The sequence below is a fragment of the Enterobacter roggenkampii genome (genome assembly GCF_001729805.1).
Lineage (GTDB): Bacteria > Pseudomonadota > Gammaproteobacteria > Enterobacterales > Enterobacteriaceae > Enterobacter > Enterobacter roggenkampii.
In genome coordinates this window covers 3,994,656-4,021,098 of the sequence record NZ_CP017184.1, presented here as the reverse complement: position 1 = coordinate 4,021,098, position 26,443 = coordinate 3,994,656, and the positions used below count along the sequence as shown (strand labels likewise).

The following is a 26,443-nucleotide window of genomic DNA, read 5'->3' as shown; positions in this document are numbered from 1 at the left end:
TAGAATGCCGCTTTCTTCACCGTTACAGCAGCAGTGGCAGACCGTTTGCGAACGTCTGCCTGAGTCATTACCGGCGTCATCGTTAAGCGAGCAGGCGAAAAGCGTGCTCGTCTTCAGTGATTTTGTGCAGGAAAGCATTGCCGTCTACCCGGACTGGCTGGCGGAGCTTGAGAACGTACCGCCTCAGGCGGACGAGTGGCGGCACTATGCCGCCTGGCTGCAGGCCGCGCTTGAAGACGTCGCGGATGAGGCGACGCTGATGCGCGTCCTGCGTCAGTTCCGCCGTCGTGTGATGGTGCGCATTGCCTGGGCGCAGGCGCTGGAGCTGGTGAGCGAAGAGAGTACGCTGCAGCAGTTAAGCGAGCTGGCGCAGACGCTGATTGTCGCCGCGCGCGACTGGCTCTACGCCGCCTGCTGTAAAGAGTGGGGCACGCCGTGCAGCGAGGAAGGGGTTCCTCAGCCACTGTTGATCCTGGGGATGGGCAAGCTGGGCGGCTGCGAGCTGAACTTCTCCTCCGATATCGACCTGATTTTTGCCTGGCCCGAGAACGGCTCCACGCGCGGCGGCCGTCGCGAGCTGGACAACGCCCAGTTCTTTACCCGCCTCGGTCAGCGTCTGATTAAGGCGCTGGATCAGCCGACGCAGGACGGCTTTGTCTACCGCGTGGACATGCGTCTGCGTCCGTTCGGCGACAGCGGGCCGCTGGTGCTGAGCTTTGCCGCGCTGGAGGATTACTACCAGGAGCAGGGGCGCGACTGGGAGCGTTACGCGATGGTCAAGGCACGGATCATGGGCGACAGCGACGACGCCTACGCCAACGAGCTGCGCGCCATGCTGCGCCCGTTCGTGTTCCGTCGCTATATTGACTTCAGCGTGATCCAGTCCCTGAGAAATATGAAAGGGATGATCGCCCGTGAGGTGCGCCGTCGCGGGCTGAAGGACAACATCAAGCTCGGCGCGGGCGGCATTCGCGAAATCGAATTTATCGTCCAGGTCTTCCAGCTGATTCGCGGCGGGCGCGAGCCGTCGCTACAGTCCCGCTCGCTGCTGCCGACGCTGAGCGCCATTGAGCAGCTTCACCTGCTGCCGGACGGCGACGCGCAAACCCTGCGCGAGGCCTATCTTTTCCTGCGCCGTCTGGAAAACCTGCTGCAAAGCATCAACGACGAACAGACCCAGACCCTGCCGGGGGATGACCTTAACCGGGCGCGTCTGGCCTGGGGGATGCGCGTGGATGACTGGTCAACGCTGACCGAACGGCTCGATGCCCATATGGCAGGCGTGCGCCGCATCTTCAACGAGCTAATCGGTGATGACGAAAGCGAATCGCAGGACGATGCCCTTTCCGAGCACTGGCGCGAGCTGTGGCAGGACGCGCTCCAGGAAGATGACACCACGCCGGTGCTGACGCATTTAACCGACGACTCGCGCCATCGCGTGGTGGCGCTGATTGCCGATTTCCGTCTTGAGCTGAACAAGCGCGCCATTGGCCCGCGCGGCCGTCAGGTGCTGGATCACCTGATGCCGCACCTGCTGAGCGAGGTCTGCTCGCGGGCGGATGCGCCGGTGCCGCTGTCGCGCATGATGCCGCTGCTGAGCGGGATCATCACGCGCACCACGTACCTTGAGCTTTTGAGCGAGTTTCCGGGGGCGCTGAAGCACCTGATTTCCCTCTGCGCCGCCTCCCCGATGGTGGCCAACAAGCTGGCGCGCTACCCTCTGCTGCTGGATGAGCTGCTCGACCCGAACACCCTGTATCAACCCACGGCGACGGATGCCTACCGTGACGAGCTGCGTCAGTATCTGCTGCGCGTGCCGGAAGAGGACGAAGAGCAGCAGCTGGAGGCGCTGCGACAGTTTAAGCAGGCCCAGATGCTGCGCGTGGCGGCGGCGGATATCGCCGGAACGCTGCCGGTAATGAAAGTGAGCGATCACTTAACCTGGCTCGCGGAGGCGATCATCGACGCGGTCGTGCAGCAGGCGTGGGTGCAGATGGTGGCCCGCTACGGCCAGCCGAAGCACCTTGCTGACCGTGAGGGGCGGGGCTTTGCCGTGGTCGGTTATGGCAAGCTCGGCGGCTGGGAGCTGGGATACAGTTCCGATCTGGATTTAATTTTCCTGCACGACTGCCCGGTTGACGTGATGACCGACGGCGAGCGCGAGATTGACGGGCGTCAGTTCTATCTGCGCCTGGCCCAGCGCATCATGCACCTGTTCAGCACCCGCACTTCGTCGGGCATTTTGTATGAAGTGGATGCCCGCCTGCGTCCGTCCGGCGCGGCGGGTATGCTGGTCACCTCAACGGAGTCCTTCGCCGATTATCAGAAGAATGAAGCCTGGACCTGGGAGCATCAGGCGCTGGTGCGCGCCCGCGTGGTGTATGGCGATCCGCAGCTCAAAACGCAGTTCGATGCCGTCCGTAAGGATGTGATGACCACCCCGCGCGAGGGCAGTACGCTGCAGACGGAAGTGCGCGAGATGCGCGAGAAAATGCGCGCGCACCTGGGTAATAAACACCGCGATCGCTTTGATATCAAAGCCGACGAGGGCGGGATTACCGATATTGAGTTCATTACCCAGTATCTGGTGCTGCTCCACGCGCACGACAAGCCGAAGCTGACCCGCTGGTCGGATAACGTGCGCATTCTGGAGCTGCTGGCGCAAAACGACATTATGGACGAGCAGGAGGCGCAGGCTTTAACCCGCGCCTACACCACGCTGCGCGACGAGCTGCATCACCTGGCGCTACAGGAGCAGCCGGGGCACGTGGCGCTGGACTGTTTTGTCGCAGAGCGCGCTCAGGTAACGGCCAGCTGGCAGAAGTGGCTGGTGGAACCGTGCGTAACAAATCAAGTGTGATATTATCGCGCGCAAATTGTGAATCTTTCTGGAGTCAGGAATGAAAGTAACACTGCCAGAGTTTGAACGTGCTGGAGTAATGGTTGTTGGGGATGTGATGCTGGATCGCTACTGGTATGGGCCGACCAGCCGCATCTCTCCGGAAGCACCGGTACCGGTGGTTAAGGTCGACACCATTGAAGAGCGTCCCGGCGGCGCGGCAAACGTGGCGATGAACATAGCCTCTCTGGGCGCGCACTCGCGTCTGGTTGGCCTGACCGGTATCGACGATGCGGCGCGCGCGCTGAGCAAGTCGCTGGCGGACGTGAACGTGAAGTGTGACTTCGTTTCTGTTCCGACCCACCCGACCATCACCAAGCTGCGCGTGCTGTCACGTAACCAGCAGCTGATCCGCCTTGACTTTGAAGAAGGGTTCGAAGGCGTTGATCCCGAGCCGCTGCACGAGCGCATTAACCAGGCGTTAGGCAATATCGGCGCGCTGGTGCTGTCCGACTACGCGAAAGGCGCGCTGGCCAGCGTGCAGACGATGATCCAGCTGGCGCGTAAGGCCAGCGTACCGGTGCTGATCGATCCTAAGGGCACCGACTTTGAGCGCTATCGCGGCGCAACCCTCCTGACGCCAAACCTCTCCGAGTTTGAAGCGGTGGCGGGCAAATGCAAAACCGAGGAAGAGCTGGTTGAGCGCGGCATGAAGATCATTGCTGACTTCGAATTATCTGCGCTGCTGGTGACCCGCTCCGAGCAGGGGATGACGCTGCTGCAGCCGGGCAAGGCACCACTGCATATGCCAACCCAGGCGCAGGAAGTGTATGACGTGACCGGTGCCGGTGATACGGTGATCGGCGTGCTGGCGGCGACGCTGGCGGCGGGGAACTCCCTGGAAGAAGCGTGCTACTTCGCCAACGCCGCGGCAGGTGTGGTCGTCGGTAAACTCGGTACCTCAACCGTGTCCCCAATCGAGCTGGAAAACGCGGTGCGCGGCCGTGCGGATACCGGCTTTGGCGTCATGACCGAAGAGGAACTGAAAGTGGCCGTTGCTGCCGCGCGCAAGCGCGGTGAAAAAGTGGTGATGACTAACGGCGTGTTCGACATCCTGCACGCGGGCCATGTCTCTTATCTGGCGAATGCGCGAAAGCTGGGCGATCGCCTGATTGTGGCGGTGAACAGCGATGCGTCCACGAAGCGCCTGAAGGGTGAAACGCGTCCGGTGAACCCGCTTGAGCAGCGTATGATCGTGCTCGGCGCGCTGGAAGCCGTGGACTGGGTGGTGTCGTTTGAAGAAGACACGCCGCAGCGCCTGATTGCCGGTATTCTGCCGGACCTGCTGGTGAAGGGTGGGGATTACAAGCCGGAGCAAATCGCGGGCAGCGAAGAGGTCTGGGCCAACGGCGGCGAGGTGATGGTGCTCAACTTTGAGGACGGGTGTTCAACCACCAACATCATCAAGAAGATCCAGAAAGACAGTCAGTAAAAAACGGGCCTATTGGCCCGTTTTTTTATGTCGGGTGGCGGCTGCGCCTTACCCGACCTACGCGTTCATTTTGGCCCGGTAAGGCGTAGCCGCCACCGGGCACAACAGGCCGCACTTACTCCTGGTTATCCACCGGCGGAATGGCTGGCGCTGGCTTCACTTCTTCCGGCGCATTGCGGTTTTCCAGCTCGGTCAGACGCTGTTCCAGCAGTGCCAGCTTCTCGCGGGTGCGCAGCAGAACCTGGGTCTGCACGTCAAACTCTTCGCGGCTGACGAGATCAAGGCGAACCAACTGCGCCTGCAGCGTCTGGCGGATTTTCTTCTCAACGTCATCACCAAATTCACGAATGCCTTTTGGCATAGACTCGTGAACCTGACGCGCAATTTGCTCAATTTTCTTCGGGTCAATCATTGTCGTTTCCCTTGATGAAAAGGTGTTAGTGTCCATTGTAGCGCGTCATGCCCGGGGTAAACAAAATTGTTTGATGCTTATGCATTGCCCAGGATAATCAATAGCGTTATAGTTATCTCGCTTATTCTCAGGGCGGGGCGAAATTCCCCACCGGCGGTAAATCAGCTTAACGCTGAAAGCCCGCGAGCGCTTTGGGTGAATTCTCAAAGGTCAGCAGATCCGGTGTAATTCCGGGGCCGACGGTTAGAGTCCGGATGGGAGAGAGTAACGATCCAGTCGGGCATGGGCCCGCTCACGTTATCTTTTTGCCGCTTATACGGCGCTCCTAAGACTGCCCTGATTCTGGTAACCATAATGTTAATGAGGTTTTTTTACCATGAATCAGACGCTACTTTCCTCTTTTGGCACTTCAACTCAACGTGTTGAACATGCACTGGATGCACTGCGCGAAGGCCGCGGTGTGATGGTGCTTGACGATGAAAACCGTGAAAACGAAGGCGACATGATTTTCGCCGCCGAAAACATGACCGTTGAACAGATGGCGCTGACCATCCGTCACGGCAGCGGCATCGTATGCCTGTGTATTACCGAAGATCGTCGTAAGCAGCTCGAGCTGCCGATGATGGTCGAAAACAACACCAGCGCCTTTGGTACCGGATTTACCGTGACCATTGAAGCGGCGCATGGCGTGACCACCGGTGTGTCTGCGGCTGACCGTCTGACCACCGTACGTGCCGCGATTGCTGATGATGCGAAGCCATCCGATCTGCATCGTCCAGGCCACGTCTTCCCACTGCGCGCGCAGGCGGGTGGCGTGCTGACCCGCGGCGGTCACACCGAAGCGACGATCGACCTGGTGACGCTGGCTGGCTTCAAACCTGCGGGCGTGCTGTGTGAACTGACCAACGATGACGGCACCATGGCGCGTGCGCCAGAGTGCATCACCTTCGCACGTCTGCACAACATGCCGGTGGTAACGATTGAAGATCTGATCGAGTATCGCCAGGCGCACGAGCGCAAAGCCAGCTGAAATGGCTGATGTGAAAAAGCCGGGGAAACCCGGCTTTTTTGTCTTTAGTGGTAGTTAATTTTGAACAGCACCACTGTTTCGAACGGCCCGGACTGGATCGCTTTTCCTTCGACCGGCGACAGCTCTGCGGTGTATTGCTGCTCATGCTCAAGCGTGCTGCCCGTAAAATCCACGTATTCGTTATAGTGGTTAAAGGTGTAGGGCTCGGTTCCGTTAAGGATCCTCAGCTTCAGGCCATTGCCTATCAGCAGTGCGGTATCGTTGGCCGTAAGCGCTTCATTTGTATAGAACGACGAGTCCATTTTGAAGCCATCTGAACATTGGGCATCCTGCACTTTCGTCGTCTTCACCGAAAAGGTCCGTTTACGCGTCTGTTGATTCACAATATCGCGTGCGCTAAAGGTGCCGAAATCAATCTCCTGGTTCTCAGGGTAAATACTGAACGTTGCCCCGCAGTCCAGAACGGTAATATTTTGCAGCCCGTTGATGTGATATTTGAGGTTTTTCGCATCCGACATCTGATTCACGCCGCCTTTTCCGTCAAACTGGACAACGATGTAATCGCTCAGCGAGCTGACGTAGCCGTGAGGCGGCATGGCTTTAATTTTTACGTATAAGCGCAGACGAGCAATGAAGGTTCGTGAAGTGTGGATATCATCCGGGTTACCGGAACAGATACGATTTTCCCATCCCATTTGTCGGATCTGCTCGGGGGTATAAATCGTGATGTTTTGGTTGTCCAGACATTGTCGGGTATCGACGCCGTTAGGCTGGCCTTTTGCATCGTAGTCTATCCCTTCATAGGTTACGCCCAGTTCATAATAGGGATCGGAGGTTGAAGGATAAGGATTCACCCAGCCAAAAATATCCTCCGGTTGAAAACTGCTTGTGACATTGTGGTTGCATGTCACCGGGATTTTGATGTCATCCGATTCCCAAATTTTCTCACCTGCCTGTGCATTACTGGGGATAGCAAACGGCGAGATCGTTTTAGTTTCTTCTACGGGGCCGCCCGAACCGCCCAGGTAGCAGTCGAGCGCCAGCGCTTCTCTTAAAGGCAGCACTGAGAGCAGCACTATGAACAATACGTTAGCGAGATTGCGCATCTTTTTCGATCTTCCGTTCGGTGAGCGAGCACTGCGCCGTTCCCGCGCACTGTACGTCGACCTTTTTCAGCGCGCCGTAATCGTCGATATAACCGATGCTGTAATAGTTACCGTGGTAGTCACCGGTAGAGGTTGTTGCTGTCGCGAAAGGCGCAAGCATCAGGCTGTCGAAGCCCGGCAGCATGGTTCTGGCATTCTTACTGAGCCACGCCAGCGTGATGTAGTACGGCGTCGGGTTATGTATGGTCAGCCCATTCGCAGTGGCTGAAACTTCCATCCGCATTTCCGCCTGCTCGCCGGGTTTTTTGGTAATCGCTTTAGGACGCCAGAACAGCTTGATCCTGCTCTGCATCGCCACCTGCATGACGCTGCGTTCATCGCTGGCGCTGGTGCTTTTCGGCGGCACTTCGCGCAGGTTGAAATAAAACAGGGATTCTCTGTCTTTCGGTAACTGACTGGTGGCCGCTTGCTTAACGATCCTGACCTGCGATGCGGAACCCGCTTCAATGCGTTGAATCGGAGGCAGCGCCATGAAATGCCTGTCTTCTTTACGGCCTTTCTCATCTTCAATCCAGGAGAGCGCCAGATAGGGCAGCGCTTTACTCTGGTTTTCAATCTTCAGGCTGCTGGCCTTGTCGCTTTCCGGAAAGACAATGCGCGTGCGGTCCAGGTTTACGGCCGCGTGAGTGGTGAATGCTGTGCCGACCAGCATCAGGCACAGGCTTTTGAGTAAGGTTAATTTCATCATGATTTCTTACTGACATGGCAGTATCAACTGCATACTGTTTTCAAGGTGTGAAGGTAACGTGAAGCGGCACTGCTGATTGTCTCCCCACGTCACGCGAAACTGTTGTTGTGGCTCTACGGCGCCGAGCCAGACGTGGCCGTCATCGGCGACCATGGCAATCTGCCGATCGTCTTCAAGCTGGCGAACAACGGCGCCCAGCGGCGGTATGCCAGAGGCAGTTCGTAAAATGCCTGCGATATCATTGCCTGCACGCGTCGCGATCTGACGGTACCCGATGGCGCCTTCCGTCCAGGTTGAGGTGACGACGCGGGTGTCAACGTCTACGCCATCGGGCAGGTTGTTCATATTGACCTGCACGCTGGAAGGCGAATAGCTGGAGATGGACGGTAAAACGCCAATCCCGAAGCGATTGGTTTCATCCCGCGACATGTTCAGTGGGATGTTGCCTACGCCATCGGTACTGACCATCACGCGCGGCTCGTTACCGTAGCTGCGGCGGTGCAGCGCAGCGCCTTTAGCCGTCGAGGTGAATGAACCGGTCCAACTGGCACTCAGGGAATTGTATTCGTTAGCCTTAACGCTCCCGGAGAGATTCAGGTCGCCATAAGGAGAATAATGTTGATAGTTGCCGCTCACCTGCGCGCCGGCATCTGACTTCTCGCTTTCGGTACCTGCCGAAACGCCCCAGGTGTTGTTGCGGTCTGATGTGTCATACCACGATACGTTCTGGCTCAGACTGTCGCTGTTGCGCAGGTCGTAATTCAGACGATGATCGGGATCGAGCGGTACGCTCAGTGAGAGATAGAACTGCGTATCGTCGTCTTCGTCTTCATAGTGGGTTTTACTCCACGACACGGTGAGGCCCAGATTTTTCCAGCGACCGATATCAAAGTTATAGCCTGCGGTCACGCTGCCCGTCGTGGAGGAGGAATCGTTCCACCAGGTTTGACGCAGCATGTTCACATAGAGGTTGAGCGATAGCGCCGGAATGTACTGGCTTGCCGTCACGCTGAGCGTCTGTTTTTCTGACTGCCGATCGTTATTGTCATCATCCAGAAAACGGGCGTAGCTGAGAAACTGCGGGTCGGAATAGCGATAACTGGCGAGCGTAAGCTGGCTGCCGGTGGTATCGAAACGCTTACTGTAGTTGAAACGGTAGCTGTAACCTGTCTGGCTATTCTGATTGGGCAACTGGCTGGTTGCCTGCGTCACGTCAAAAGAGAGCGCGCCCAGGTACTCCATGTTTTGACCTATTCCTACGGCAACGGACCGGTAGCGATCGCCATCGGCGAGCGTACCGCCGTAGAGGGAGGTTTGTGACAGCATCCCCCAGGAGAATTCGCCGCTCATAAACGCGTTATCTTCAACGTCATGCGAGGCGTCTTTGCGTGCTTTTCCTGCCGCCAGCTTATAGCGAACCTGACCTTTGCGGGTTAAAAAAGGCACCGATTCCGCAGAAACCTGGAAGGTGCTTACGCGCCCATCTTCTTCTGTCACTTTGACGTCCAGCGTACCCTGTACAGACTGGTTTAGATCCTGAATAACAAACGGCCCTGGCGGAACGTTGCTTTGGTAAATGACACGGTCAGCCAGGCTAACCGTTACCGTGGCGTTAGTTTGCGCGAGGCCGGTAATTTGTGGCGCGTAGCCGCGCAGCGACCATGGCAGCATGCGCTCATCGCTAATCAGGGAGGCACCGGTATAGGTGAAGGCATCAAAAATAGCGGACTGGAAATCCGTTTCACCCAGTGTGAGTTTGGCTCCGAGCGAGGGGAGAGGACGGAACATATAGAGGCGTGAAAAGCGTCCGTCATTCTCTGAACCTGCGTCGGTATGGGTTTGAGTATACTGATAATCACCGCGCAGTCGCCACGCGCCCATATTCGCGCCGGCAGTGCCATAAGTGTTGACGTTATCCGTGCTGCTGCCATCGTTCGGCTGGTAATGACTGGCAAAAAGATTGTAATCCAGTAGTACGCCCGGCACGCCGTTGTCCCAGGTTGAAGGGGGCATCCAGTCTGCGGCACGGTACTGTAACCAGGCCTGAGGTATCGTGACCTTCAGCGTCTGGCTGGATTGCTCAAAATTAAATTTAATATCCGGTTTTGATGCAAAGTCGACGCACCCGTCTTTTTCCGCCAATGCGCTACGAATATTGTCCTGCAGAGCAAATGTATCGGCCAGTTCAGGTGGAATACAGACTTGTACGCTCTTGTCTATCTCCTGCCAGCGGAGCTGCCAGCCATTTGCCAGCGGGATATCATTAATTGAAACGGTAACAAAATAGTCGCCTGGTGTGATCGATATTTGATCTTTAAAAAGAGATAAATCAACGCTGCCACGCTGATCTTTATCGATAGCATTGATGTTAAATTCGGTGGCGGAGCCAAGTTCCGCCATAAACAGGGACGTCATAATAATTATGCATTGTAATTTATATGTCATTGCCCTGTTACTCAAATAAATACATTCAATGCCGGCTGACATTAAATGCCAGCCGGTTTAATTTGAAACATGGCGTAGTTATTTATACGCCAGAATATAGTTGGCTGTAGCTTCCACCTGGCCAGCAGTCGCCGTTTTACCCGTTACCACTTCCATTAATGCTTTGAAGTGCAGCGTTTGAGTCGTTGAACCTGCCAGCAGAGCAACCTCATTAGCAGCACCCAGCGTAATGTTGGCTTCGGCGTTATTCAGAAGACGAACGCCCACGTTCTGTGCACCACTTGCATAGGTATTGGTCATCAGACTGGTGTCGGTCGCGTCTGTCGCTGAGCTGGTAAACGTGACATCGACTTTGGTCACTGGTGTGTCAGTCTCGTCGGCCGGATCGTCAAGCTGGCAGTTTTCCAGATTGATATCAACCGGAACAGCGGAGGACTTCTTGTTGGCATTGATCACGGCTGTGGTCACTTCACCGAGATCGACTTCTTTATCAACGCTGTCTGGTGCAATGCTGCAAGGCGCATCAATAACAACGCCTTTGAATTTGATTTTTCCCGACCCCTGCTCGGCAGCAAAGGCGGAACCCGATACTGCGGCAGCGATAGTTACAGCTAATAGAATTTTTTTACCCATATACATGAAAATATCCTTTTTCAAACGAATTCATACTCTGAATATAAGTTTCAAAACGCAAATGGAGTATATGGGAGGACGAAGGGGAGATGCGATTACTGCATCTTAAAGCTATTTTAAGATTATATTAATATATAATTAATGTTGATTGTAAGCATCGGCTAACATTCATAATATATGCAGTAACTCAGATAATGGACTGATAAAGTTTCATCATTCTATTTCTATGAGCTATATATTTTGCAAGGGCTTTGTAGGCAACAAAATAACGTATCATTTCTATCTATATCTTAACGTTTCGAAAGTCTGCCTCCGTATTATACGGAGGCAGACTAATCCTAACCGATACCTGCAGATTGCAATAACACCAGGCTTAAGCCCATGACCGACATTCCGCACAGCACGCCATAGCTGGGGTTGTTATTGGGATCGATCTCTTTCGCCAGCGGCATTAATTCATCGACGGAAAGCGCCACCATAATCCCGGCAACTGTGGCCATAATGGCGGCCATCACGACAGGGGAGACCAGGCTTCCGAGAATCAACCAGGCCAGGACACCGCCGAGGATTTCAGCCATCCCGGAAATTCCTGCCCAGAATACCGCGGTACGTTTCGAGCCCGTGGCGGCATACACCGGTCCGGCGACCGCCAGTCCTTCAGGAATATTGTGTAAGGCCACCGCCAGCGCGATGCCAAAGCCCATTTCCAGATTGCTGCTGGCCGTCACGTAGGTCGCGACCCCTTCCGGGAAGTTATGCAGGCTAATCCCCAGCGTGAGCAGAACCGCCGTTCGCTTAATATTCCGCGGCACAGGCGTTACGTTTTTCTGCATTAAATCCTGCGGATGCGCGTGGGGTAGCATCCGGTCGAGGGCAAAGTAACCCAGCAGGCCAACGACAAACATGCCGTAGCCCAGCAGGGGAGACATCCCGTCGGTGCCCAGCGCAGCAGGGAGCATCTCCATCAGGGAGATAAGCAGCATGATCCCGGCAGCAAAGCCCAGCGAGAAGGCCAGCACGCGGTTTGACGGCTTCTGACCAAGCACGCCGAGGATTGCGCCGATAAAGGTCGCGGCGCCCGCCAGTATGGTCAGGATCAGAGGGACTGACATGGATTGCTCCTTATGATAATGATTATCATTAATATAAATGATTCATTTCTGGCAAAGCGAGGGGCGAACCCCGGCTTTACACATTCCTTACATTCAAAATTCCTGATGATGATCTTCACGCTTATCAGCGTTCATCTTTGTCCGATTGCGCGTAATGTAGCACCATTAAATTGACACCTTCTGTAAGGATATCATCATGACTTCATCCCGTATGCCAGCCCTGTTTTTAGGCCACGGCAGCCCAATGAACGTTCTGGAAGATAACGTCTATACCCGCGCATGGCGTCATCTGGGCGAGACGCTGCCGCGTCCAAAAGCGATTGTGGTGGTATCTGCGCATTGGTTCACCCGCGGCACGGGCGTGACCGCCATGGAAGCGCCAAAAACCATTCATGATTTTGGCGGCTTCCCGCAGGCGCTGTATGACACGCATTATCCGGCCCCCGGCTCGCCTGAGCTGGCACAAAGGCTGGTGGATCTGCTGTCGCCTGTTCCGGTTGCGCTGGATAAAGAAGCCTGGGGCTTTGACCATGGCTCATGGGGCGTGCTGATAAAAATGTATCCTGATGCGGATATCCCGATGGTGCAGCTGAGCATCGACAGCACCAAACCGGCTGCCTGGCATCTGGAGATGGGGCGCAAGCTGGCGACGCTTCGTGATGAAGGCATCATGCTGGTGGCAAGCGGCAACGTGGTGCACAACCTGCGTACGGCGCGCTGGCATGGCGAAAACACGCCATATCCGTGGGCGACCGCTTTTAACGACTACGTCAAAGCGAACCTGACCTGGCAAGGCCCGGCTGAGGCGCATCCGCTGGTGAACTATCTGGAGCACGAGGGCGGTTCGCTCTCTAACCCGACCCCAGAGCATTTCCTGCCGCTGCTGTACGTGCTTGGCGCATGGGACGGTGAGGAGCCGGTTACGATCCCGGTCGATGGATTAGAGATGGGAAGTCTGAGTATGCTGTCGGTGCAGGTAGGGTGAAAACATGCCGGGTGGCGGCTTCGCCTTACCCGGCCTACAGGTCGAGCGTAGGCCCGGTAAGCGTAGCGCCACCGGGCAAGTCTTACTCCACAAAAATATGCGGGTAGAACCGCGACAGATCCTGCGTGATCAGCGCGCGATCTTCGCGAATGCCAATTCCGGCAGGTTGATCGTTAATGAGCCAGCTGCCAATTAGCGTATAGCTGTCGCCAAATTTCGGCAGTTGATAGAACGCCTGGACGATCATCCCTTCCTCGCCGTAAGGCCCTTCAACCGCTTCCAGCGTTTTACCGTTTTCGATGATCGACACGTTAGCGCCTTCGCGGGAGAAGATCGGCTTAACGACGTATTTCTCCATCTGCGGGTAATCATCTTCCGCAAAGTACGCTGGCAGTAGGTTAGGGTGATTCGGGAACATCTCCCACAGCATCGGCAGCAGGGCCTTGTTGGAGATAATGCTCTTCCAGGCCGGTTCCAGCCAGCGCACGCCCGCATCTTCCAGCTTGGTGGAGAACATCTCGCGCAGCATGTACTCCCACGGGTAGAGCTTGAACAGGTTGCTGATGACCTGATCCTGCATGTCCGTAAACTGACCTTTTTCACCCAGGCCGATATCCTCGATAAAGAGGAACTCGGTCGCCACTTCCGCTTCGGCGGCGCAGTCCTGCAGATACTGAACCGTGCCACGATCTTCTTCCGTGTCGCGGCAGCAGGCGAGATGCAGCAGGTTGAAGCCAAACTGCTCGCGCAGCTCGGCAAAGCGCTCGATCAGCTTCTCCTGCAGGCTGTTGAACTGGTCGCTGCCTTCCGGCAGGTTTCCGGCATTGGCTTGGTCTTCCAGCCAGATCCACTGGAAGAACGCCGCCTCGTACAGGGACGTTGGGGTATCGGCGTTGTTTTCCAGCAGCTTAGGCTCGCCTTTGCCGTCCCACGCCAGATCCAGGCGAGAGTAAAGCGAAGGCTGATTCGTTTTCCACGACTGGCGGACAAAGCTCCAGGTGTGCTTTGGAATGCGAAACTTGGCCATCAGCTCGTCGCTGTCGATGACTTTTTCCACCACCTTGAGGCACATCTGGTGCAGCTCAGCCGTGACCTCTTCCAGCTTCTCAACCTGGGCCAGGGTGAGCTTGTAGTAAGCGTCTTCACACCAGTACGGCTCGCCGTACATGGTGTGGAAGTTAAAGCCGTACTCGGTGGCTTTTTCGCGCCAGTCCGGGCGCTCGGTAATACTGACTCGTTCCATGATTAGCCGCCCATTGAGCGAGTAGAGGTGCCTGATGCACTGCGCTGCATGCTGGTCTGTTTCGCCACAGACTCACCGAACCCGCCGCGGGTGATGGTGCTGGTGGTCGCAGGCTTCGGCGCCATCGCGGTTTTCGGTACGGTTACGGTGCGGCCCGGAGTCGCTGCGCCGTAGCCTTTACCGCTGGCATCGGTATATTGACCGTAAGCCGGGCTGGCCGGGTTTTTCGAGCTAAACAGCGGCTGCTGCTGGTAGCCCGCACCGCCGCCCATCAGACGGCCCATCATGTAGCCTGCCATCAGCGGCATCCAGAAGCTGCCGCTGGACTGCGCCTGTGCCTGATTTTCAGGTGCCGTGCCTGCCTGAGCCGGTGCCTGCTGGCACTGACCTTCACCAAATTCCGCTACGCAGTCTTCGCGTGAGGCATATTTCGGCGCGGTGCGTTCCGCTTCTTTCAGCGCGTTGGTGTAGGCCGTTTTACATTCGGCCGCTTTGCCGGTGGCGGCGGAGCAGTCGTCCGCGTTTTGATACAGCGAAACCGTTTCATCGTTTTTCTCACAGCCTGCCAGCATAAAGACAGCGGTAACCGCCAGCGCAACAGGGGTGAGGTGACGTGCATTCCAGCTCTTGCGGAACGACGCGTGATTGATCGTTTTTGTCCGTTTCATGTTTGTCTTCCAGGACCCAGTGGTAATAACGCTCAGGATAGAGGATGAGTGGTTGAAAATGAAGCGAAGAGGGGCGGAATCAGGGGGATCTTTACGTTGGCTTACGTTCGAGGGGGATTTTGCGCCGGGTGGCGCTGCGCTTACCCGGCCTACGATTCAGTAGGCCCGATAAGCGAAGCGCCATCGGGCAATGCTTAGTTACGGAACGGATTGTTGCCCTTGCTGGCAGGCGCTGTGGTGCGCGCGGCAGCAGGCTGTGCAGCAGGGGTAGTGCTGTTAGCGTTGAAGTTATCAACCGCGGCAACCTGCTCCGGGTTCTCCGGTGCAACGCTGTCCGGAGAGGTAGAGACCGGCTTGCCCAGTGCGCTGTTCAGCATCTGCAGGTCTTGCTCGTTCAGCGTACCCAGAGCCTGCTTAATGTTCAGCTGGTTAATCAGGTACTGATAACGCGCGCTTGAGAGCTGCTGCTTCGCGTTGTACAGCGTGGTGGTGGCGTCGAGCACGTCAACGATAGTACGTGTACCGACCGAGTAACCCGCTTCCATCGCGTCCAGGGAGCTCTGTGCAGACACAACGGCCTGTTTATAGGCGTTGATGCTGCTGATTGAGGCGTTCACGTTGTTGAAGGATGAACGTACGGTCTGCACCACGTTACGATGGGCGCTTTCCAGCTGCTCGCTCGCGCCAACAAAGTTGTACTGCGCCTGTTTCACCTGGGAGTTAACCTGACCGCCCTGATACAGCGGCAGGGAGAAGCTCAGGCCCACTTTGTTCTGACCCATATTGCTGTCGTCATACTGGGCAGAATTGGTTTTAGAGCCACTGTAGGTGGTGTCAGAAACGCCGGTAGAGGCGCTCAGGCTCAGGGTTGGCAAATGGCCGTCCTGCGCCTGACGAATCTGCTCGCGGGCCAGGTCCTGGTTCAGACGCGCCTGCAGCAACGTCAGGTTGCGGTTTTCCGCCTCTTTCAGCAGGGCGTTAACGGCCTGCGGCTTATCCGTTTTGAAGCTGTCGACGTTCAGGGAGGCCAGCTCAGGATAGTAGTTCCCGGTCACCTGGCGCAGGGATTCCAGCGCGTTGTCGAGGTTGTTACGCGCGGTCACTTCGTTGGCCAGCACGGTGTCGTACTGTGAACGGGCGTTCTGCACGTCGGTGATCGCCACCAGACCCACGTTGAAGCGCTGGGTGGTTTGATCTAACTGACGGTAAATGGCCTGTTTCTGCGCTTCGGTGTAGGAGAGCGCGTCAATGGCGCTCAGCACATTGAAGTACGCCGTAGCTGTATTCAGGATCAGCGTCTGCTGGTCGGTCTGATAGGTCACATCCTGGATGCCCGCGCTTTTTTCCTGCAGGGTCAGGGCACGCCATTTGGACATATCAAACAGCGTCTGTGTTAATTGCAGTGAGGCACTGGTAGCATTGGAGTTTACGCCGTTAGCGTCGCGGAAACCGTTGCTGTAGGTATAATCTGCACCTAACCCTAACTGTGGCAGCAAGGGGCTACGCGCTTCGTTAATCTTTTCAAACGCAGCATCACGATCGGCCGCTGATTTACGTAAATCAGGGTTGCCCAGACGTGCCTGCTGGTAGACCTGTAACAGGTTTTCCGCCTGGCTCATTGCACTGAAGCCCGTCAGGCTCAGGCCGATAAGGATGGGGAGCAATTTCTTCATTTGCATTCCTTGTTGTGAAGCAGTATTAGCGCTGATCTAATTAAAAAATAATTGCCGATTCTAACAGAATCATCCACACCAAAAGGTTGGCGTTACGTGCCATCTGGCGGTAATTTGCACCAATCTATCATATAGCCTTACAAACGGCAGCCAAACAGCCTTGAAATTCACAATTTCATCACCATTGCTACCAGGACTCGACTCATGCAAAAACCAGAAAAGTTGCCCGTGACATTCGCCAAAAACGATGTAGAAATTATTGCACGAGAAACGCTTTATAGCGGTTTTTTTTCAATGGATCTTTACCGTTTCAGGCATCGCCTGTTTAACGGTGAAATGAGCGGCGAAATCAGACGCGAAATTTTTGAGCGCGGGCATGCGGCAGTCTTGCTACCCTTTGACCCAGTGCGTGACGAAGTCGTGCTGGTGGAGCAGATCCGCATCGCCGCTTATGACGTCAGTGAGAGCCCTTGGCTGCTGGAGATGGTGGCCGGGATGATCGAAGAAGGCGAGACGGTTGAAGACGTCGCCCGGCGCGAGGCGCTGGAAGAGGCGGGGCTGGTGGTGGGCCGCACCAAACCGGTGTTGAGCTATCTGGCGAGTCCGGGTGGCACCAGCGAACGCTTATCCATTATGGTGGGCGAAGTGGACGCCACGACCGCAGAAGGCATTCACGGTCTGGCTGATGAAAACGAAGATATTCGGGTTCATGTGGTGAGCCGGGAACAGGCTTATCAGTGGGTAGAAGAGGGGAAAATCGACAACGCAGCGTCTGTCATCGCCCTGCAATGGCTGCAGCTGCATTATCAGACATTACGAAACGAGTGGAAAAAATGAAGCGCTATACGCCTGACTTCCCAGAAATGATGCGCCTGTGCGAAACCAATTTCGCACAATTGCGCCGCCTGCTGCCGAGAAACGACGCACCCGGCGAAACGGTAAGCTATCAGGTGAGCAACGCGCAGTATCGATTAACGATAACAGAATCAACGCGCTACACTACGCTGGTGGAGATTGAGCAAACGGCACCCAGCATTAGCTACTGGAGCCTGCCGTCGATGACGGTACGCCTCTATCACGACGCGATGGTCGCTGAAGTGTGTTCAAGCCAGCAGATCTTTCGCTTCAAGGCGCGGTATGATTACCCGAATAAAAAGTTGCATCAACGCGACGAAAAGCATCAAATTAACCAGTTTTTAGCCGACTGGCTAAGGTATTGTTTAGCACATGGAGCAATGGCGATTCCGGTTTGTTAGCGTCATAAACCTACCTAAGGACACCATTTGGAAAGCCTGTTGAACCTGACTGTTGCTGGTGGGGCGCCAGTCAGGATATTACAAATCACCGATACCCACCTTTTTGCCGAAAAGCATGAAACGCTGCTGGGGGTGAATACCTGGGAGAGTTATCAGGCGGTACTGAGCGCCATTCACGCTGAAAACCGTGCATGCGATCTGATTGTCGCAACGGGCGATCTGGCGCAGGACCAATCTTCCGCGGCCTACCAGCATTTTGCTGAAGGCATCGCGAGCTTTAGCGTGCCCTGCGTCTGGCTGCCGGGTAACCACGATTTTCAGCCCGCCATGTACAGTTCTCTCCAGGATGCGGGGATTTCTCCGGCGAAATGTGTTTTTGCGGGTGAACAGTGGCAGATCCTGCTGCTGGACAGCCAGGTGTTCGGCGTCCCGCACGGTGAACTAAGTGAGTTTCAGCTCGACTGGCTGGAGACCAAACTGGCCGCTGAACCTGAACGTCACACGCTGCTGTTGCTTCATCATCATCCTCTGCCGGCGGGCTGCAGCTGGCTCGATCAGCACAGCCTGCGCAACTCCGCGGCGCTGGATCGCGTGCTGGCGAAGTTCCCACGGGTGAAAAATCTGCTGTGTGGGCATATTCACCAGGAGCAGGATCTCGACTGGAACGGACGCCGCATGCTGGCGACGCCGTCGACCTGCGTTCAGTTTAAGCCGCACTGCGCCAACTTTACGCTGGATACCATCGCGCCAGGCTGGCGCTGGCTGGAACTGCATCCCGACGGCACGCTGACCACGGAAGTCTGCCGTTTGACCGGCGCACAGTTCCGCCCGGACACCGCTTCAGAAGGCTATTGATGTCTACGCTCCTTTATCTGCACGGATTCAACAGTTCGCCGCGCTCCGCAAAAGCGACACAGTTTCGCCAGTGGCTGAGCGAGCATCACCCTGACGTTGAGATGATTATCCCACAGCTGCCGCCTTACCCGGCAGAAGCCGCGGAAATGCTGGAATCCATCGTGCTTGCGCACGGCGGCGAAACCTTTGGTGTGGTCGGTTCATCGTTGGGGGGATATTACGCCACCTGGCTCTCGCAATGCTTTATGCTGCCCGCCGTGGTGGTTAATCCGGCGGTACGGCCATTTGAGCTGCTGCGGGACTTTCTTGGCGAAAACGAGAACCCCTACACCGGCCAGCAATATGTGCTAGAGTCACGCCATATTTACGATCTCAAAGTTATGCAGGTCGACCCGCTCGAGGCGCCGGATCTCATCTGGCTGCTGCAGCAGACGGGTGATGAAGTGCTGGATTACCGCCAGGCAGTGGCGTATTACGCCTCCTGCCGCCAGACTATAGAAGAGGGCGGAAACCATGCTTTCACGGGCTTTGAGAATCATTTCACCCAGATTGTCGATTTTCTTGGACTGCACAGCCACTGACAATCAATGCGAATTGCTAGTTTAAATCATGACGCAAACCTATAACGCTGATGCCATTGAGGTCCTCACCGGGCTTGAGCCGGTTCGCCGCCGCCCGGGGATGTACACCGATACGACGCGCCCAAACCATCTGGGCCAGGAAGTTATTGATAACAGTGTGGACGAAGCGCTGGCGGGCCATGCCAAACGCGTTGACGTCATCCTGCATGCCGATCAGTCGCTGGAAGTTATTGACGACGGGCGCGGCATGCCGGTGGATATCCACCCGGAAGAGGGCGTCCCGGCCGTTGAGCTGATCCTCTGTCGTCTGCATGCGGGCGGTAAGTTCTCCAACAAAAACTACCAGTTCTCCGGTGGCCTGCACGGCGTGGGGATTTCCGTCGTCAACGCCCTGTCCAAACGCGTGGAAGTGAACGTCCGTCGCGATGGTCAGGTGTACAACATCGCGTTTGAAAACGGCGAGAAGGTGCAGGATCTGCAGGTTGTCGGCACGTGCGGCAAACGCAACACCGGCACCAGCGTCCACTTCTGGCCTGACGAGAGTTTCTTCGACAGCCCGCGCTTTTCCGTATCCCGCCTGACGCACCTGCTGAAAGCCAAAGCGGTGCTTTGCCCGGGCGTGGAAATCACCTTTAAAGATCACGTTAATAATACCGAGCAGACCTGGTGCTACGCCGATGGCCTGAACGACTACCTGTGCGAAGCGGTAAACGGCCTGCCAACGCTGCCGGAAAAACCGTTCGTCGGTAACTTTAGCGGTGATACCGAAGCGGTGGACTGGGCGCTGCTGTGGCTGCCGGAAGGCGGCGAGCTGCTGACCGAAAGCTACGTTAACCTGATCCCCACCATGCTCGGCGGGACCCACGTCAACGGCCTGCGTCAGGGGCTGCTGGACGCGATGCGCGAATTCTGCGAATACCGTAATATCCTGCCGCGCGGCGTGAAGCTGTCGGCGGAAGATATCTGGGACCGCTGCGCCTACGTGCTCTCCGTGAAGATGCAGGATCCGCAGTTTGCCGGTCAGACCAAAGAACGTCTGTCGTCACGCCAGTGCGCGGCGTTTGTCTCCGGCGTGGTAAAAGATGCGTTTACCCTGTGGCTGAACCAGAACGTTCAGGCGGCAGAAATGCTGGCTGAAATGGCCATCTCCAGCGCCCAGCGTCGTCTGCGCGCCGCGAAGAAAGTGGTGCGTAAAAAGCTGACCAGCGGCCCAGCGCTGCCGGGCAAGCTGGCGGACTGTACCGCGCAGGATCTCAACCGCACCGAGCTGTTCCTGGTGGAAGGGGACTCGGCGGGCGGGTCGGCCAAGCAGGCGCGCGATCGTGAATATCAGGCGATCATGCCGCTCAAGGGTAAGATCCTGAACACCTGGGAAGTTTCTTCAGACGAAGTGCTGGCCTCGCAGGAAGTCCACGATATTTCGGTCGCGATCGGTATCGATCCGGACAGCGACGATCTGAGCCAGCTGCGCTACGGCAAGATCTGTATCCTTGCGGATGCGGACTCCGACGGTCTGCACATCGCCACGCTGCTGTGCGCGCTGTTTGTGAAGCACTTCCGCACGCTGGTGAAAAACGGTCACGTCTACGTGGCGCTGCCGCCGCTTTACCGTATCGATCTCGGCAAAGAGGTTTACTACGCGCTGACGGAAGAAGAAAAAGCGGGCGTGCTGGAACAGCTGAAGCGTAAGAAGGGCAAGCCTAACGTGCAGCGCTTTAAAGGGCTGGGCGAGATGAACCCGATGCAGCTGCGCGAAACGACGCTGGATCCGAACACGCGCCGTCTGGTGCAGCTGACGATCAGCGATGAAGACGAACAGCAGACCAACGCCATGATGGATATGCTCCTTGCCAAGAAACGTTCGGAAGACCGTCGTAACTGGCTGCAGGAGAAAGGCGATATGGCGGATATTGAGGCTTGATGCCCTCACCCTAACCCTCTCCCGCAGGGAGAGGGAATGGATCGCAGGCCCGGTAAGCATTAGCGCCACCGGGCTTTTTTACATCAAAACTCCATCTTCACCGTAAACTGCACTTCGCGAGGGTCGCCAATCTGGTTGCCCAGGTTGTTGGTCGCAATGGACGAGGTGTAGTAGGTCTTATCAAACAGGTTCTTCACGTTCACCTGCAGCGTCACCGGATACTGCAGCTTCATCTTATAGGCCGCAAAGGCATCCGCCACAAAATAGCCCGGCAGATAATAATCCGCGCCGTTGGTCGCTGAACGACGGCTCACGCCGTGTCCGCCACCGCCCAGCGTCAGGGTATTCCCGGCAAACGCATTGTGAATATCGTACGTCAGGAACAGGGAGCCGGTGTGGCGCGGCACGTTCGGCAGCGGTTTGCCCGCGTAGTCCGGGTCTTCCAGCACCTTCGCGTCGGTGTAGCCGTAGCTGGCGATAATATTGGTGTTCTCGGTCAGTGACCCGGCAAGATCCACCTCCACGCCCTGGGATCGCACGCGGCCCGCCGTTTTGGCGATGGTTTCACCTCCCACGCTTTCGTTGTACAGCACGTTGCGTTTGTGGATATCAAACAGCGCGATATTGGCGGTAACGCCGTCGAACAGGTCGAACTTCGCGCCCAGTTCGTAGGCGTTTGAGGTTTCCGGCGGCAGGTCGCCAATGTAACTTGCAATGGACGACTGCGGCATAAACGTCTGCGAGTAGTTGGCAAACAGCGAGACGGATGGCGTGAGCTTGTAAACCAGCCCCAGCTTTGGCGTCCACTGTTCGTCGCGGCTGTCGGTGTTGACGTTGAACGGACGACCTTTACCCGCGTACTGGGTGTAATACTGGTAGCGCATCCCGGCGACGGCGATCCACTTATCCGTCAGGTACAGGGCATCCTGCGCGTAGGCCGAATAACTCTCCTGCTTGAGCGTCTGGTCGCTGTCTGCGGCGGAGACGGTTGTACACTTGTTGAGTTTGCCGTAAACCGGATGGTAGATGTTGAAACCTTTGACGTTCTTACAGCGCATCATGTCCGTACGCAGCAAATCGTAATTCTCATACGATACGCCGCTCAGGATCTCATTGTAAAAGCCTGCAATATCGACATTCCCCTGCAGATCCGCGCGGGTGCTGTGCATGCGCTGGGTCGAGCCCTGGGTCGCATCCACGCGGCGGGTCAGGTTGCCGGTTTTTGCATCGTAGGCCATCACGCGGGCCTGGTTATCGCTGTATTTGTCCTGGCTGTAGCTGTAGTCGAACTTCGCGGTCCACTGGCTGTTGAGGCGATACTCCGCGTTCAGCTGCGCCAGATCGGACTGACCATCGGTCACGTTAAACGGCTCGTCAAATCGGGTTTTACGATCGACATCAACGGCCTTTTTGGTGTTGAGATCGAAGATCGTTCCGCGATCGAACGGCGTCTTATAGTCGCGATGCGAATAGAGCGCGGTCACGGTGGCATCATCGCCGAACCAGGTGAGCGACGGGGCGATAAAGGTGCTGCGTTCGTTGCCAAAATTACGCCAGTAATCTTCGTCCTGATACTCACCCGTGAGGCGATACGCCAGACGCGTGCCGTCGATCGGGCCGGTCACATCGACCTGTCCGGTGCCGCCGCCAAAGCTGGAGGAGGTGGCGGACAGAGAACCACCGAAGGTTCTCTCCGGGCGTTTGGTGACGACGTTAATCAGGCCGCCCGGATCGAGAATGCCATACAGCGTTGAGGCCGGGCCTTTAAGCACCTCCACGCGCTCGGTGGCGGCGTTAAAGCTGCGCGGCAGGACGGTGCGCAGGCCGTTGGTCATGATCGAGCCGTCCCGGTTCGCGCCAAACCCGCGGCGCACGAAGGCATCCTGCGTACCGCCGAGGGTATTGGTCTGGACCACGTTGCTGACGTTATAGAGCGCCTCATCCAGCGTGGTGGCGTGCTGATCCTCCAGCACTTTATCGCTGACGGTATTCACCACCTGCGGGATATCCAGCATCGGCATGTTGGTCAGCGTTGCGGTGGAGGTGTTCAGCGGCTGGTAGCCGTTGGTGGCTTCCGCCGGCGTATTTGGATCGGCAGTGACGGTAAGCGTTTCGCCGTCTTTAGCCGCGGTGGTGTCCGCCGCCTGGGCCAGCGGCGCCATAAACAGCAGTGAAAAGAGCGCGCGCCCTTTTACCCCAGAGAGTGAAGGTGTGAACGTAGCCATTACATCTGTTATCCCAAAATATCCGTGAATCACCTTCACGGAAGAATGTGTGAGTCATTGCCCTTTTATGCTCTGCTCGTTAGCCAGAACCGGCATCGAACATGTAATTGAGAATCATTCAATCATGCGGGAATGTAGTAGTAAATGAAAAATGATAAAAATCGGCTACATGCATGAAACGCAACGGGAAAGTACAAGGGTAATTAATTATTTAATTGAAAAATAATGATTTATTAATTTTGTGGTCTGCACGGTAACGCTCCTTTACCCCTGGTTTTTTCAGAGTGTTTCTTCGCTTGACTACTACATGGCGTGGCGTCAAACTCTCAAAAGAGAATGATTTTTATTTATATTTGTTGCGCTTTTTTATTACGTTGGCGTTCACGTGGCTCACAACACAAAACAACCGGGACTGGTTCTGGAGAACCTCTCTGCGGGCTATCAGAAAAAAATCATCGTTGATGATATCTCTCTTGCGATCCCCCAGCAGAAAATAACCGTTCTGGTGGGCGCAAACGGCTGCGGGAAATCCACGCTGTTGAGCACCATTGCGCGGCTGCTCCAGCCGCTTGGCGGCGCGGCGGTTCTCGACGGCAAGGCGATCCACGAGCAGCCGACCAAAGCCGTCGCCCGCCAGCTTGGTATTCTCCCGCAGTCCCCGCTGCTCCCGGAAGGGTTAACCGTTTTTGAGCTGGTCTCGCGCGGGCGCTTTCCCTGGCAAAACGTTATGCGCCAGTGGAGCGACGAGGACGAACTGGCGGTGGAAGAGGCCCTGCGCCTGACCGGCACGGCAGCGTTTGCCCATATGCCGGTGGAAAGCTTATCCGGCGGCCAGCGTCAGCGCTGCTGGATCGCCATGGCGCTGGCGCAGCAAACGCCGTATATCCTGCTGGATGAACCCACCACGTTCCTCGATCTTCGCTACCAGGTGGAGATCCTGGAACTGCTGCACGCCCTGACCCGCCAGCACGGGCGTACCGTCGTGGTGGTGCTGCACGATCTCAACTTTGCCGTGAACTACGGTGATTCCCTGGTCTTTTTACGCCAGGGAAAAGTCGAGGGAGTGTTACATGAAGGCGACGCCTGCACGCCGGAGCTGATCAAAGCGGTGTTTGATGTGGACGTGCATATGTCCATCAACCCCTTGACCGGCAAACCGTTCTTTATGCCGTTTCGCCAGAGCATTCAGAAGCCATGATGCGCATCTCTCTGGCTTTCCTGATTTTCACCCTGCTGTTGGCAATGGGGGCGATTGCTCATCTGGGGATCGGTGCACGCTTTATCGCCCCGCAAACGGTAGTGGAGGCATTCTTTCATTTCGACCCGCGCAATTTCGACCATAACATCATCATCAGACTACGACTGCTGCGCCTCTGCGCCGCGATGGTGACAGGCGCCGCGCTCGGTGTGGCGGGCGTGCTGCTGCAGTCCGTGATCCGCAACCCGCTCGGTGAGCCGCATATTCTGGGGCTCAACGCCGGGGCAGCGCTGGCTGTGGTGATCGCCAGCGCGCTTGGGCTTTCGCTGCCGTTTGGCCGCCCGCTGATTGCGGCCGCCGGTGCCGCCGCGCTGTTTCTGCTGGTGCTGATGTTCTCCTCGACCGGTCGCATCGGGCTCACGCCGATGAAGGTCACCCTGTGTGGCGTGGCGATGTCGGCATTTGCCTCGTCGATTACCGCCGCGGTGTTAATCCTGGATGAACAGACGCTGCTCTCTCTGCGCACCTGGCTGGCAGGTGATATCGCCGGAGTCAACGCGCAGATGCTCCAGAGCGCCCTGTGGGCTGCAGCAGCCGGTTTTGTTCTTGCTATCGGGTTGTCGCCCTCGCTCAACATGCTGGCGCTGGGCGACAGAATGGCGCAGGGGCTTGGCGTGTCGCTGCTGAAAACCCGCCTCCTTGCCCTGCTGGCCATCGCGCTGCTCTGCGGCGCGGCCGTCTCCCTCGCCGGACCGATTGGCTTTATCGGCCTTGTGGTACCGCAGCTCATTCGCCGTCTGGTGTCGGTCGATTTACGCGCGATGGTGCCGCTGTCGGCCCTCTGCGGTGCGCTGGTGCTGCTGCTGGCGGATATCGCTGCCCGCACGCTGTTTACCCCCTGGGAGCTGGCAACCGGCATCATGACGGCCCTTGTCGGCGCGCCCGTGTTCATCCTTATGGCCTTGAGGATGTTCAAATGAACCGGGCCGGACTCCGCGCGATCCGTGTTGGCCGCCTGTCGGCGCTGGTTCGCCCGAAGGCGCTGGCGTACCTGTCGCTTTTCGCGTTGATGGCGCTAAGCCTGCTGGGCTTTGGCCTGGCGCACGGTTCTCTGCCCATCCCCGCCTCTGCCATCGGGCGCGCGCTGTTTTCGCCTGAAAGTCTGACGGCGGAGACGCGCTACGTCGTGATGGATATCCGCCTGCCGCGCCTGCTGATGGCGGTGCTGTGCGGCGCGATGCTCGGCATGGCGGGGGCGGCGATGCAGTCCATCACCCGCAACGGTCTGGCTGACCCGGGGCTTATCGGCGTGAAGGAGGGCTGTAGCGCGGCGGTACTGCTGCTGATTTTTCAGTTCCCGGCGCTGAGCCTGGCCTGGCGTCCGCTGGTTGGCATGGCCGGTGGGCTGCTCACCGCGCTGCTGGTGATAGCTCTGGCGCGCGATATCTCGCGCCCGCGGTTTATTTTGATCGGCATCGGCGTGTCGTGGGCGTTTGCCGCGGCAATGGGCGTCTTTATGACCACCGCCGACGTGCGCGACGTGCAGACGGCGATGCTGTGGCTGGCGGGCAGCCTGCACGCGGCAAACTGGACGCTGGTAGGGCTGGCCGCGCTCTGGGCTGCCCCCGCGTTTGCGCTGCTGCTCTTTACCGCGCGGGCAGCGGACGTGGCGCTGCTCGGCAATCAGGCCGCCGCGGGCCTTGGCGTGCGCACAACCCGGCTGGCGCTGCTGCGGGTTCTCGCCCCGGTAGTGCTGACGGCGGCCTGCGTCTCCTGCGTGGGCAGCATTGGCTTTGTGGGGCTGATTGCCCCGCATATGGCGCGCCTGCTGCTGCGCGGTGGTCAGACCGCGCTCCTGACGGGAAGCGCCGTGCTGGGCGCGCTGCTGGTGCTGCTGGCGGATAACGTCGGACGTCTGGCATTCCTCCCGCTGCAGCTGCCGGCGGGAATTGTCATTTCATTGATTGGCGGACCGTTTTTCCTGCTGCTGCTCTGGCAGCGTCGGGACAGATTTTAGGGGA

Annotated in this window: 22 protein-coding genes and 1 riboswitch; of the genes, 12 read left to right on the top strand and 10 right to left on the bottom strand. The window is 57.1% G+C overall.

Annotation, left to right across the window (positions count from 1 at the left end):
• Positions 1-4 precede the first annotated feature (4 nt).
• Positions 5-2,860 carry a bifunctional [glutamate--ammonia ligase]-adenylyl-L-tyrosine phosphorylase/[glutamate--ammonia-ligase] adenylyltransferase gene (glnE, locus tag BFV67_RS18730; protein WP_069598788.1) on the top strand — a complete coding sequence of 952 codons (2,856 nt, stop codon included), beginning with the start codon at positions 5-7 and terminating at the stop codon, positions 2,858-2,860.
• Positions 2,861-2,900: 40 nt separating this feature from the next.
• Positions 2,901-4,331: a bifunctional D-glycero-beta-D-manno-heptose-7-phosphate kinase/D-glycero-beta-D-manno-heptose 1-phosphate adenylyltransferase HldE gene (gene hldE, locus BFV67_RS18725; RefSeq protein WP_008502962.1), complete on the top strand. Its 1,431-nt coding sequence runs from the start codon at positions 2,901-2,903 to the stop codon at positions 4,329-4,331.
• 115 nt (positions 4,332-4,446) lie between these two features.
• Here hldE and ubiK read toward each other — a convergent pair whose 3' ends face one another.
• Complete coding sequence (ubiK, locus tag BFV67_RS18720) at positions 4,447-4,743, bottom strand: ubiquinone biosynthesis accessory factor UbiK (protein WP_008502963.1); 297 nt, start codon at positions 4,741-4,743, stop codon at positions 4,447-4,449.
• A 119-nt stretch (positions 4,744-4,862) separates the two neighbouring features.
• Positions 4,863-5,013: riboswitch (FMN riboswitch) on the top strand.
• A 106-nt stretch (positions 5,014-5,119) separates the two neighbouring features.
• Between ubiK and ribB the strand changes: the two genes are divergently transcribed.
• A complete protein-coding gene (gene ribB / locus BFV67_RS18715) occupies positions 5,120-5,773 on the top strand; it encodes a 3,4-dihydroxy-2-butanone-4-phosphate synthase (RefSeq protein WP_008502964.1) in 654 nt (217 codons plus the stop codon).
• Between the two features lie 44 nt (positions 5,774-5,817).
• Here ribB and BFV67_RS18710 read toward each other — a convergent pair whose 3' ends face one another.
• The 5 genes from BFV67_RS18710 to zupT form a co-directional block, all read right to left on the bottom strand.
• Positions 5,818-6,879, bottom strand: a complete 1,062-nt coding sequence (locus BFV67_RS18710; RefSeq protein WP_021242314.1) for a type 1 fimbrial protein — start codon at positions 6,877-6,879, stop codon at positions 5,818-5,820.
• Positions 6,863-7,624: a fimbrial biogenesis chaperone gene (locus BFV67_RS18705; RefSeq protein ID WP_069598787.1), complete on the bottom strand. Its 762-nt coding sequence runs from the start codon at positions 7,622-7,624 to the stop codon at positions 6,863-6,865. Before BFV67_RS18705 ends, BFV67_RS18710 begins: the two co-directional genes overlap by 17 nt.
• Positions 7,625-7,633: 9 nt before the next feature.
• A complete protein-coding gene (locus BFV67_RS18700) occupies positions 7,634-10,042 on the bottom strand; it encodes a fimbria/pilus outer membrane usher protein (protein WP_201258619.1) in 2,409 nt (802 codons plus the stop codon).
• Between the two features lie 108 nt (positions 10,043-10,150).
• Positions 10,151-10,711, bottom strand: a complete 561-nt coding sequence (locus BFV67_RS18695; protein ID WP_021242311.1) for a fimbrial protein — start codon at positions 10,709-10,711, stop codon at positions 10,151-10,153.
• Between the two features lie 332 nt (positions 10,712-11,043).
• The gene (gene zupT / locus BFV67_RS18690) at positions 11,044-11,817 is read right to left on the bottom strand and encodes a zinc transporter ZupT (RefSeq protein ID WP_008502969.1); all 774 of its coding nucleotides are present in this window, start codon (positions 11,815-11,817) and stop codon (positions 11,044-11,046) included.
• A 196-nt stretch (positions 11,818-12,013) separates the two neighbouring features.
• Between zupT and ygiD the strand changes: the two genes are divergently transcribed.
• A complete protein-coding gene (gene ygiD, locus BFV67_RS18685; RefSeq protein WP_025912507.1) occupies positions 12,014-12,802 on the top strand; it encodes a 4,5-DOPA-extradiol-dioxygenase in 789 nt (262 codons plus the stop codon).
• Positions 12,803-12,884: 82 nt separating this feature from the next.
• On the opposite strand, the gene BFV67_RS18680 is transcribed toward ygiD, so the two are convergent.
• The 3 genes from BFV67_RS18680 to tolC all read right to left on the bottom strand — a co-directional run bounded on the left by BFV67_RS18680 (position 12,885) and on the right by tolC (position 16,386).
• Positions 12,885-14,045, bottom strand: a complete 1,161-nt coding sequence (locus BFV67_RS18680) for a glutathionylspermidine synthase family protein (protein WP_069598785.1) — start codon at positions 14,043-14,045, stop codon at positions 12,885-12,887.
• A 2-nt stretch (positions 14,046-14,047) separates the two neighbouring features.
• Entirely contained in the window at positions 14,048-14,713 is a 666-nt protein-coding gene (locus BFV67_RS18675; RefSeq protein ID WP_008502972.1) for a DUF1190 family protein, read from the bottom strand.
• Between the two features lie 194 nt (positions 14,714-14,907).
• On the bottom strand, positions 14,908-16,386 hold the full coding sequence (gene tolC / locus BFV67_RS18670) for an outer membrane channel protein TolC (RefSeq protein WP_032675510.1): 1,479 nt from the start codon (positions 16,384-16,386) through the stop codon (positions 14,908-14,910).
• Between the two features lie 204 nt (positions 16,387-16,590).
• Between tolC and nudF the strand changes: the two genes are divergently transcribed.
• Genes nudF through parE form a run of 5 tightly spaced genes read left to right on the top strand, consistent with a single transcriptional unit; the run spans position 16,591 to position 20,999 of the window.
• On the top strand, positions 16,591-17,223 hold the full coding sequence (gene nudF / locus BFV67_RS18665) for an ADP-ribose diphosphatase (RefSeq protein ID WP_008502974.1): 633 nt from the start codon (positions 16,591-16,593) through the stop codon (positions 17,221-17,223).
• Entirely contained in the window at positions 17,220-17,642 is a 423-nt protein-coding gene (locus tag BFV67_RS18660; RefSeq protein WP_003862516.1) for a DUF1249 family protein, read from the top strand. Before nudF ends, BFV67_RS18660 begins: the two co-directional genes overlap by 4 nt.
• A 27-nt stretch (positions 17,643-17,669) precedes the next feature.
• The gene (gene cpdA, locus BFV67_RS18655) at positions 17,670-18,497 is read left to right on the top strand and encodes a 3',5'-cyclic-AMP phosphodiesterase (protein WP_023616245.1); all 828 of its coding nucleotides are present in this window, start codon (positions 17,670-17,672) and stop codon (positions 18,495-18,497) included.
• Positions 18,497-19,078, top strand: coding sequence for an esterase YqiA (gene yqiA / locus BFV67_RS18650; RefSeq protein WP_008502976.1), 582 nt, complete (start codon positions 18,497-18,499; stop codon positions 19,076-19,078). Before cpdA ends, yqiA begins: the two co-directional genes overlap by 1 nt.
• Before the next feature lie 28 nt (positions 19,079-19,106).
• Positions 19,107-20,999: a DNA topoisomerase IV subunit B gene (gene parE, locus BFV67_RS18645; RefSeq protein WP_008502977.1), complete on the top strand. Its 1,893-nt coding sequence runs from the start codon at positions 19,107-19,109 to the stop codon at positions 20,997-20,999.
• An 83-nt stretch (positions 21,000-21,082) separates the two neighbouring features.
• On the opposite strand, the gene BFV67_RS18640 is transcribed toward parE, so the two are convergent.
• Complete coding sequence (locus BFV67_RS18640; protein WP_069598784.1) at positions 21,083-23,224, bottom strand: TonB-dependent siderophore receptor; 2,142 nt, start codon at positions 23,222-23,224, stop codon at positions 21,083-21,085.
• Positions 23,225-23,609: 385 nt separating this feature from the next.
• Between BFV67_RS18640 and BFV67_RS18635 the strand changes: the two genes are divergently transcribed.
• The 3 genes from BFV67_RS18635 to BFV67_RS18625 are packed head-to-tail and all read left to right on the top strand — an operon-like array spanning position 23,610 to position 26,439.
• A complete protein-coding gene (locus tag BFV67_RS18635) occupies positions 23,610-24,422 on the top strand; it encodes an ABC transporter ATP-binding protein (RefSeq protein WP_023344932.1) in 813 nt (270 codons plus the stop codon).
• Positions 24,419-25,402 carry a FecCD family ABC transporter permease gene (locus tag BFV67_RS18630; RefSeq protein WP_059364651.1) on the top strand — a complete coding sequence of 328 codons (984 nt, stop codon included), beginning with the start codon at positions 24,419-24,421 and terminating at the stop codon, positions 25,400-25,402. Before BFV67_RS18635 ends, BFV67_RS18630 begins: the two co-directional genes overlap by 4 nt.
• Positions 25,399-26,439, top strand: coding sequence for a FecCD family ABC transporter permease (locus tag BFV67_RS18625; protein ID WP_069598783.1), 1,041 nt, complete (start codon positions 25,399-25,401; stop codon positions 26,437-26,439). The genes BFV67_RS18630 and BFV67_RS18625 overlap by 4 nt, the downstream gene beginning before the upstream one ends.
• Positions 26,440-26,443 lie beyond the last annotated feature (4 nt).

Coding starts and splice junctions, on each gene's coding strand:
- BFV67_RS18700 (WP_201258619.1), bottom strand. CDS start 10,042: ATGACGTCCCTGTTTATGGCGGAACTTGGCTCCGCCACCGAATTTAAC.
- parE (WP_008502977.1), top strand. CDS start 19,107: ATGACGCAAACCTATAACGCTGATGCCATTGAGGTCCTCACCGGGCTT.
- ubiK (WP_008502963.1), bottom strand. CDS start 4,743: ATGATTGACCCGAAGAAAATTGAGCAAATTGCGCGTCAGGTTCACGAG.
- BFV67_RS18675 (WP_008502972.1), bottom strand. CDS start 14,713: ATGAAACGGACAAAAACGATCAATCACGCGTCGTTCCGCAAGAGCTGG.
- ribB (WP_008502964.1), top strand. CDS start 5,120: ATGAATCAGACGCTACTTTCCTCTTTTGGCACTTCAACTCAACGTGTT.
- hldE (WP_008502962.1), top strand. CDS start 2,901: ATGAAAGTAACACTGCCAGAGTTTGAACGTGCTGGAGTAATGGTTGTT.
- zupT (WP_008502969.1), bottom strand. CDS start 11,817: ATGTCAGTCCCTCTGATCCTGACCATACTGGCGGGCGCCGCGACCTTT.
- BFV67_RS18660 (WP_003862516.1), top strand. CDS start 17,220: ATGAAGCGCTATACGCCTGACTTCCCAGAAATGATGCGCCTGTGCGAA.
- BFV67_RS18630 (WP_059364651.1), top strand. CDS start 24,419: ATGATGCGCATCTCTCTGGCTTTCCTGATTTTCACCCTGCTGTTGGCA.
- ygiD (WP_025912507.1), top strand. CDS start 12,014: ATGACTTCATCCCGTATGCCAGCCCTGTTTTTAGGCCACGGCAGCCCA.
- BFV67_RS18640 (WP_069598784.1), bottom strand. CDS start 23,224: ATGGCTACGTTCACACCTTCACTCTCTGGGGTAAAAGGGCGCGCGCTC.
- glnE (WP_069598788.1), top strand. CDS start 5: ATGCCGCTTTCTTCACCGTTACAGCAGCAGTGGCAGACCGTTTGCGAA.
- tolC (WP_032675510.1), bottom strand. CDS start 16,386: ATGAAGAAATTGCTCCCCATCCTTATCGGCCTGAGCCTGACGGGCTTC.
- BFV67_RS18710 (WP_021242314.1), bottom strand. CDS start 6,879: ATGCGCAATCTCGCTAACGTATTGTTCATAGTGCTGCTCTCAGTGCTG.
- BFV67_RS18695 (WP_021242311.1), bottom strand. CDS start 10,711: ATGTATATGGGTAAAAAAATTCTATTAGCTGTAACTATCGCTGCCGCA.
- yqiA (WP_008502976.1), top strand. CDS start 18,497: ATGTCTACGCTCCTTTATCTGCACGGATTCAACAGTTCGCCGCGCTCC.
- BFV67_RS18705 (WP_069598787.1), bottom strand. CDS start 7,624: ATGAAATTAACCTTACTCAAAAGCCTGTGCCTGATGCTGGTCGGCACA.
- nudF (WP_008502974.1), top strand. CDS start 16,591: ATGCAAAAACCAGAAAAGTTGCCCGTGACATTCGCCAAAAACGATGTA.
- BFV67_RS18680 (WP_069598785.1), bottom strand. CDS start 14,045: ATGGAACGAGTCAGTATTACCGAGCGCCCGGACTGGCGCGAAAAAGCC.
- BFV67_RS18625 (WP_069598783.1), top strand. CDS start 25,399: ATGAACCGGGCCGGACTCCGCGCGATCCGTGTTGGCCGCCTGTCGGCG.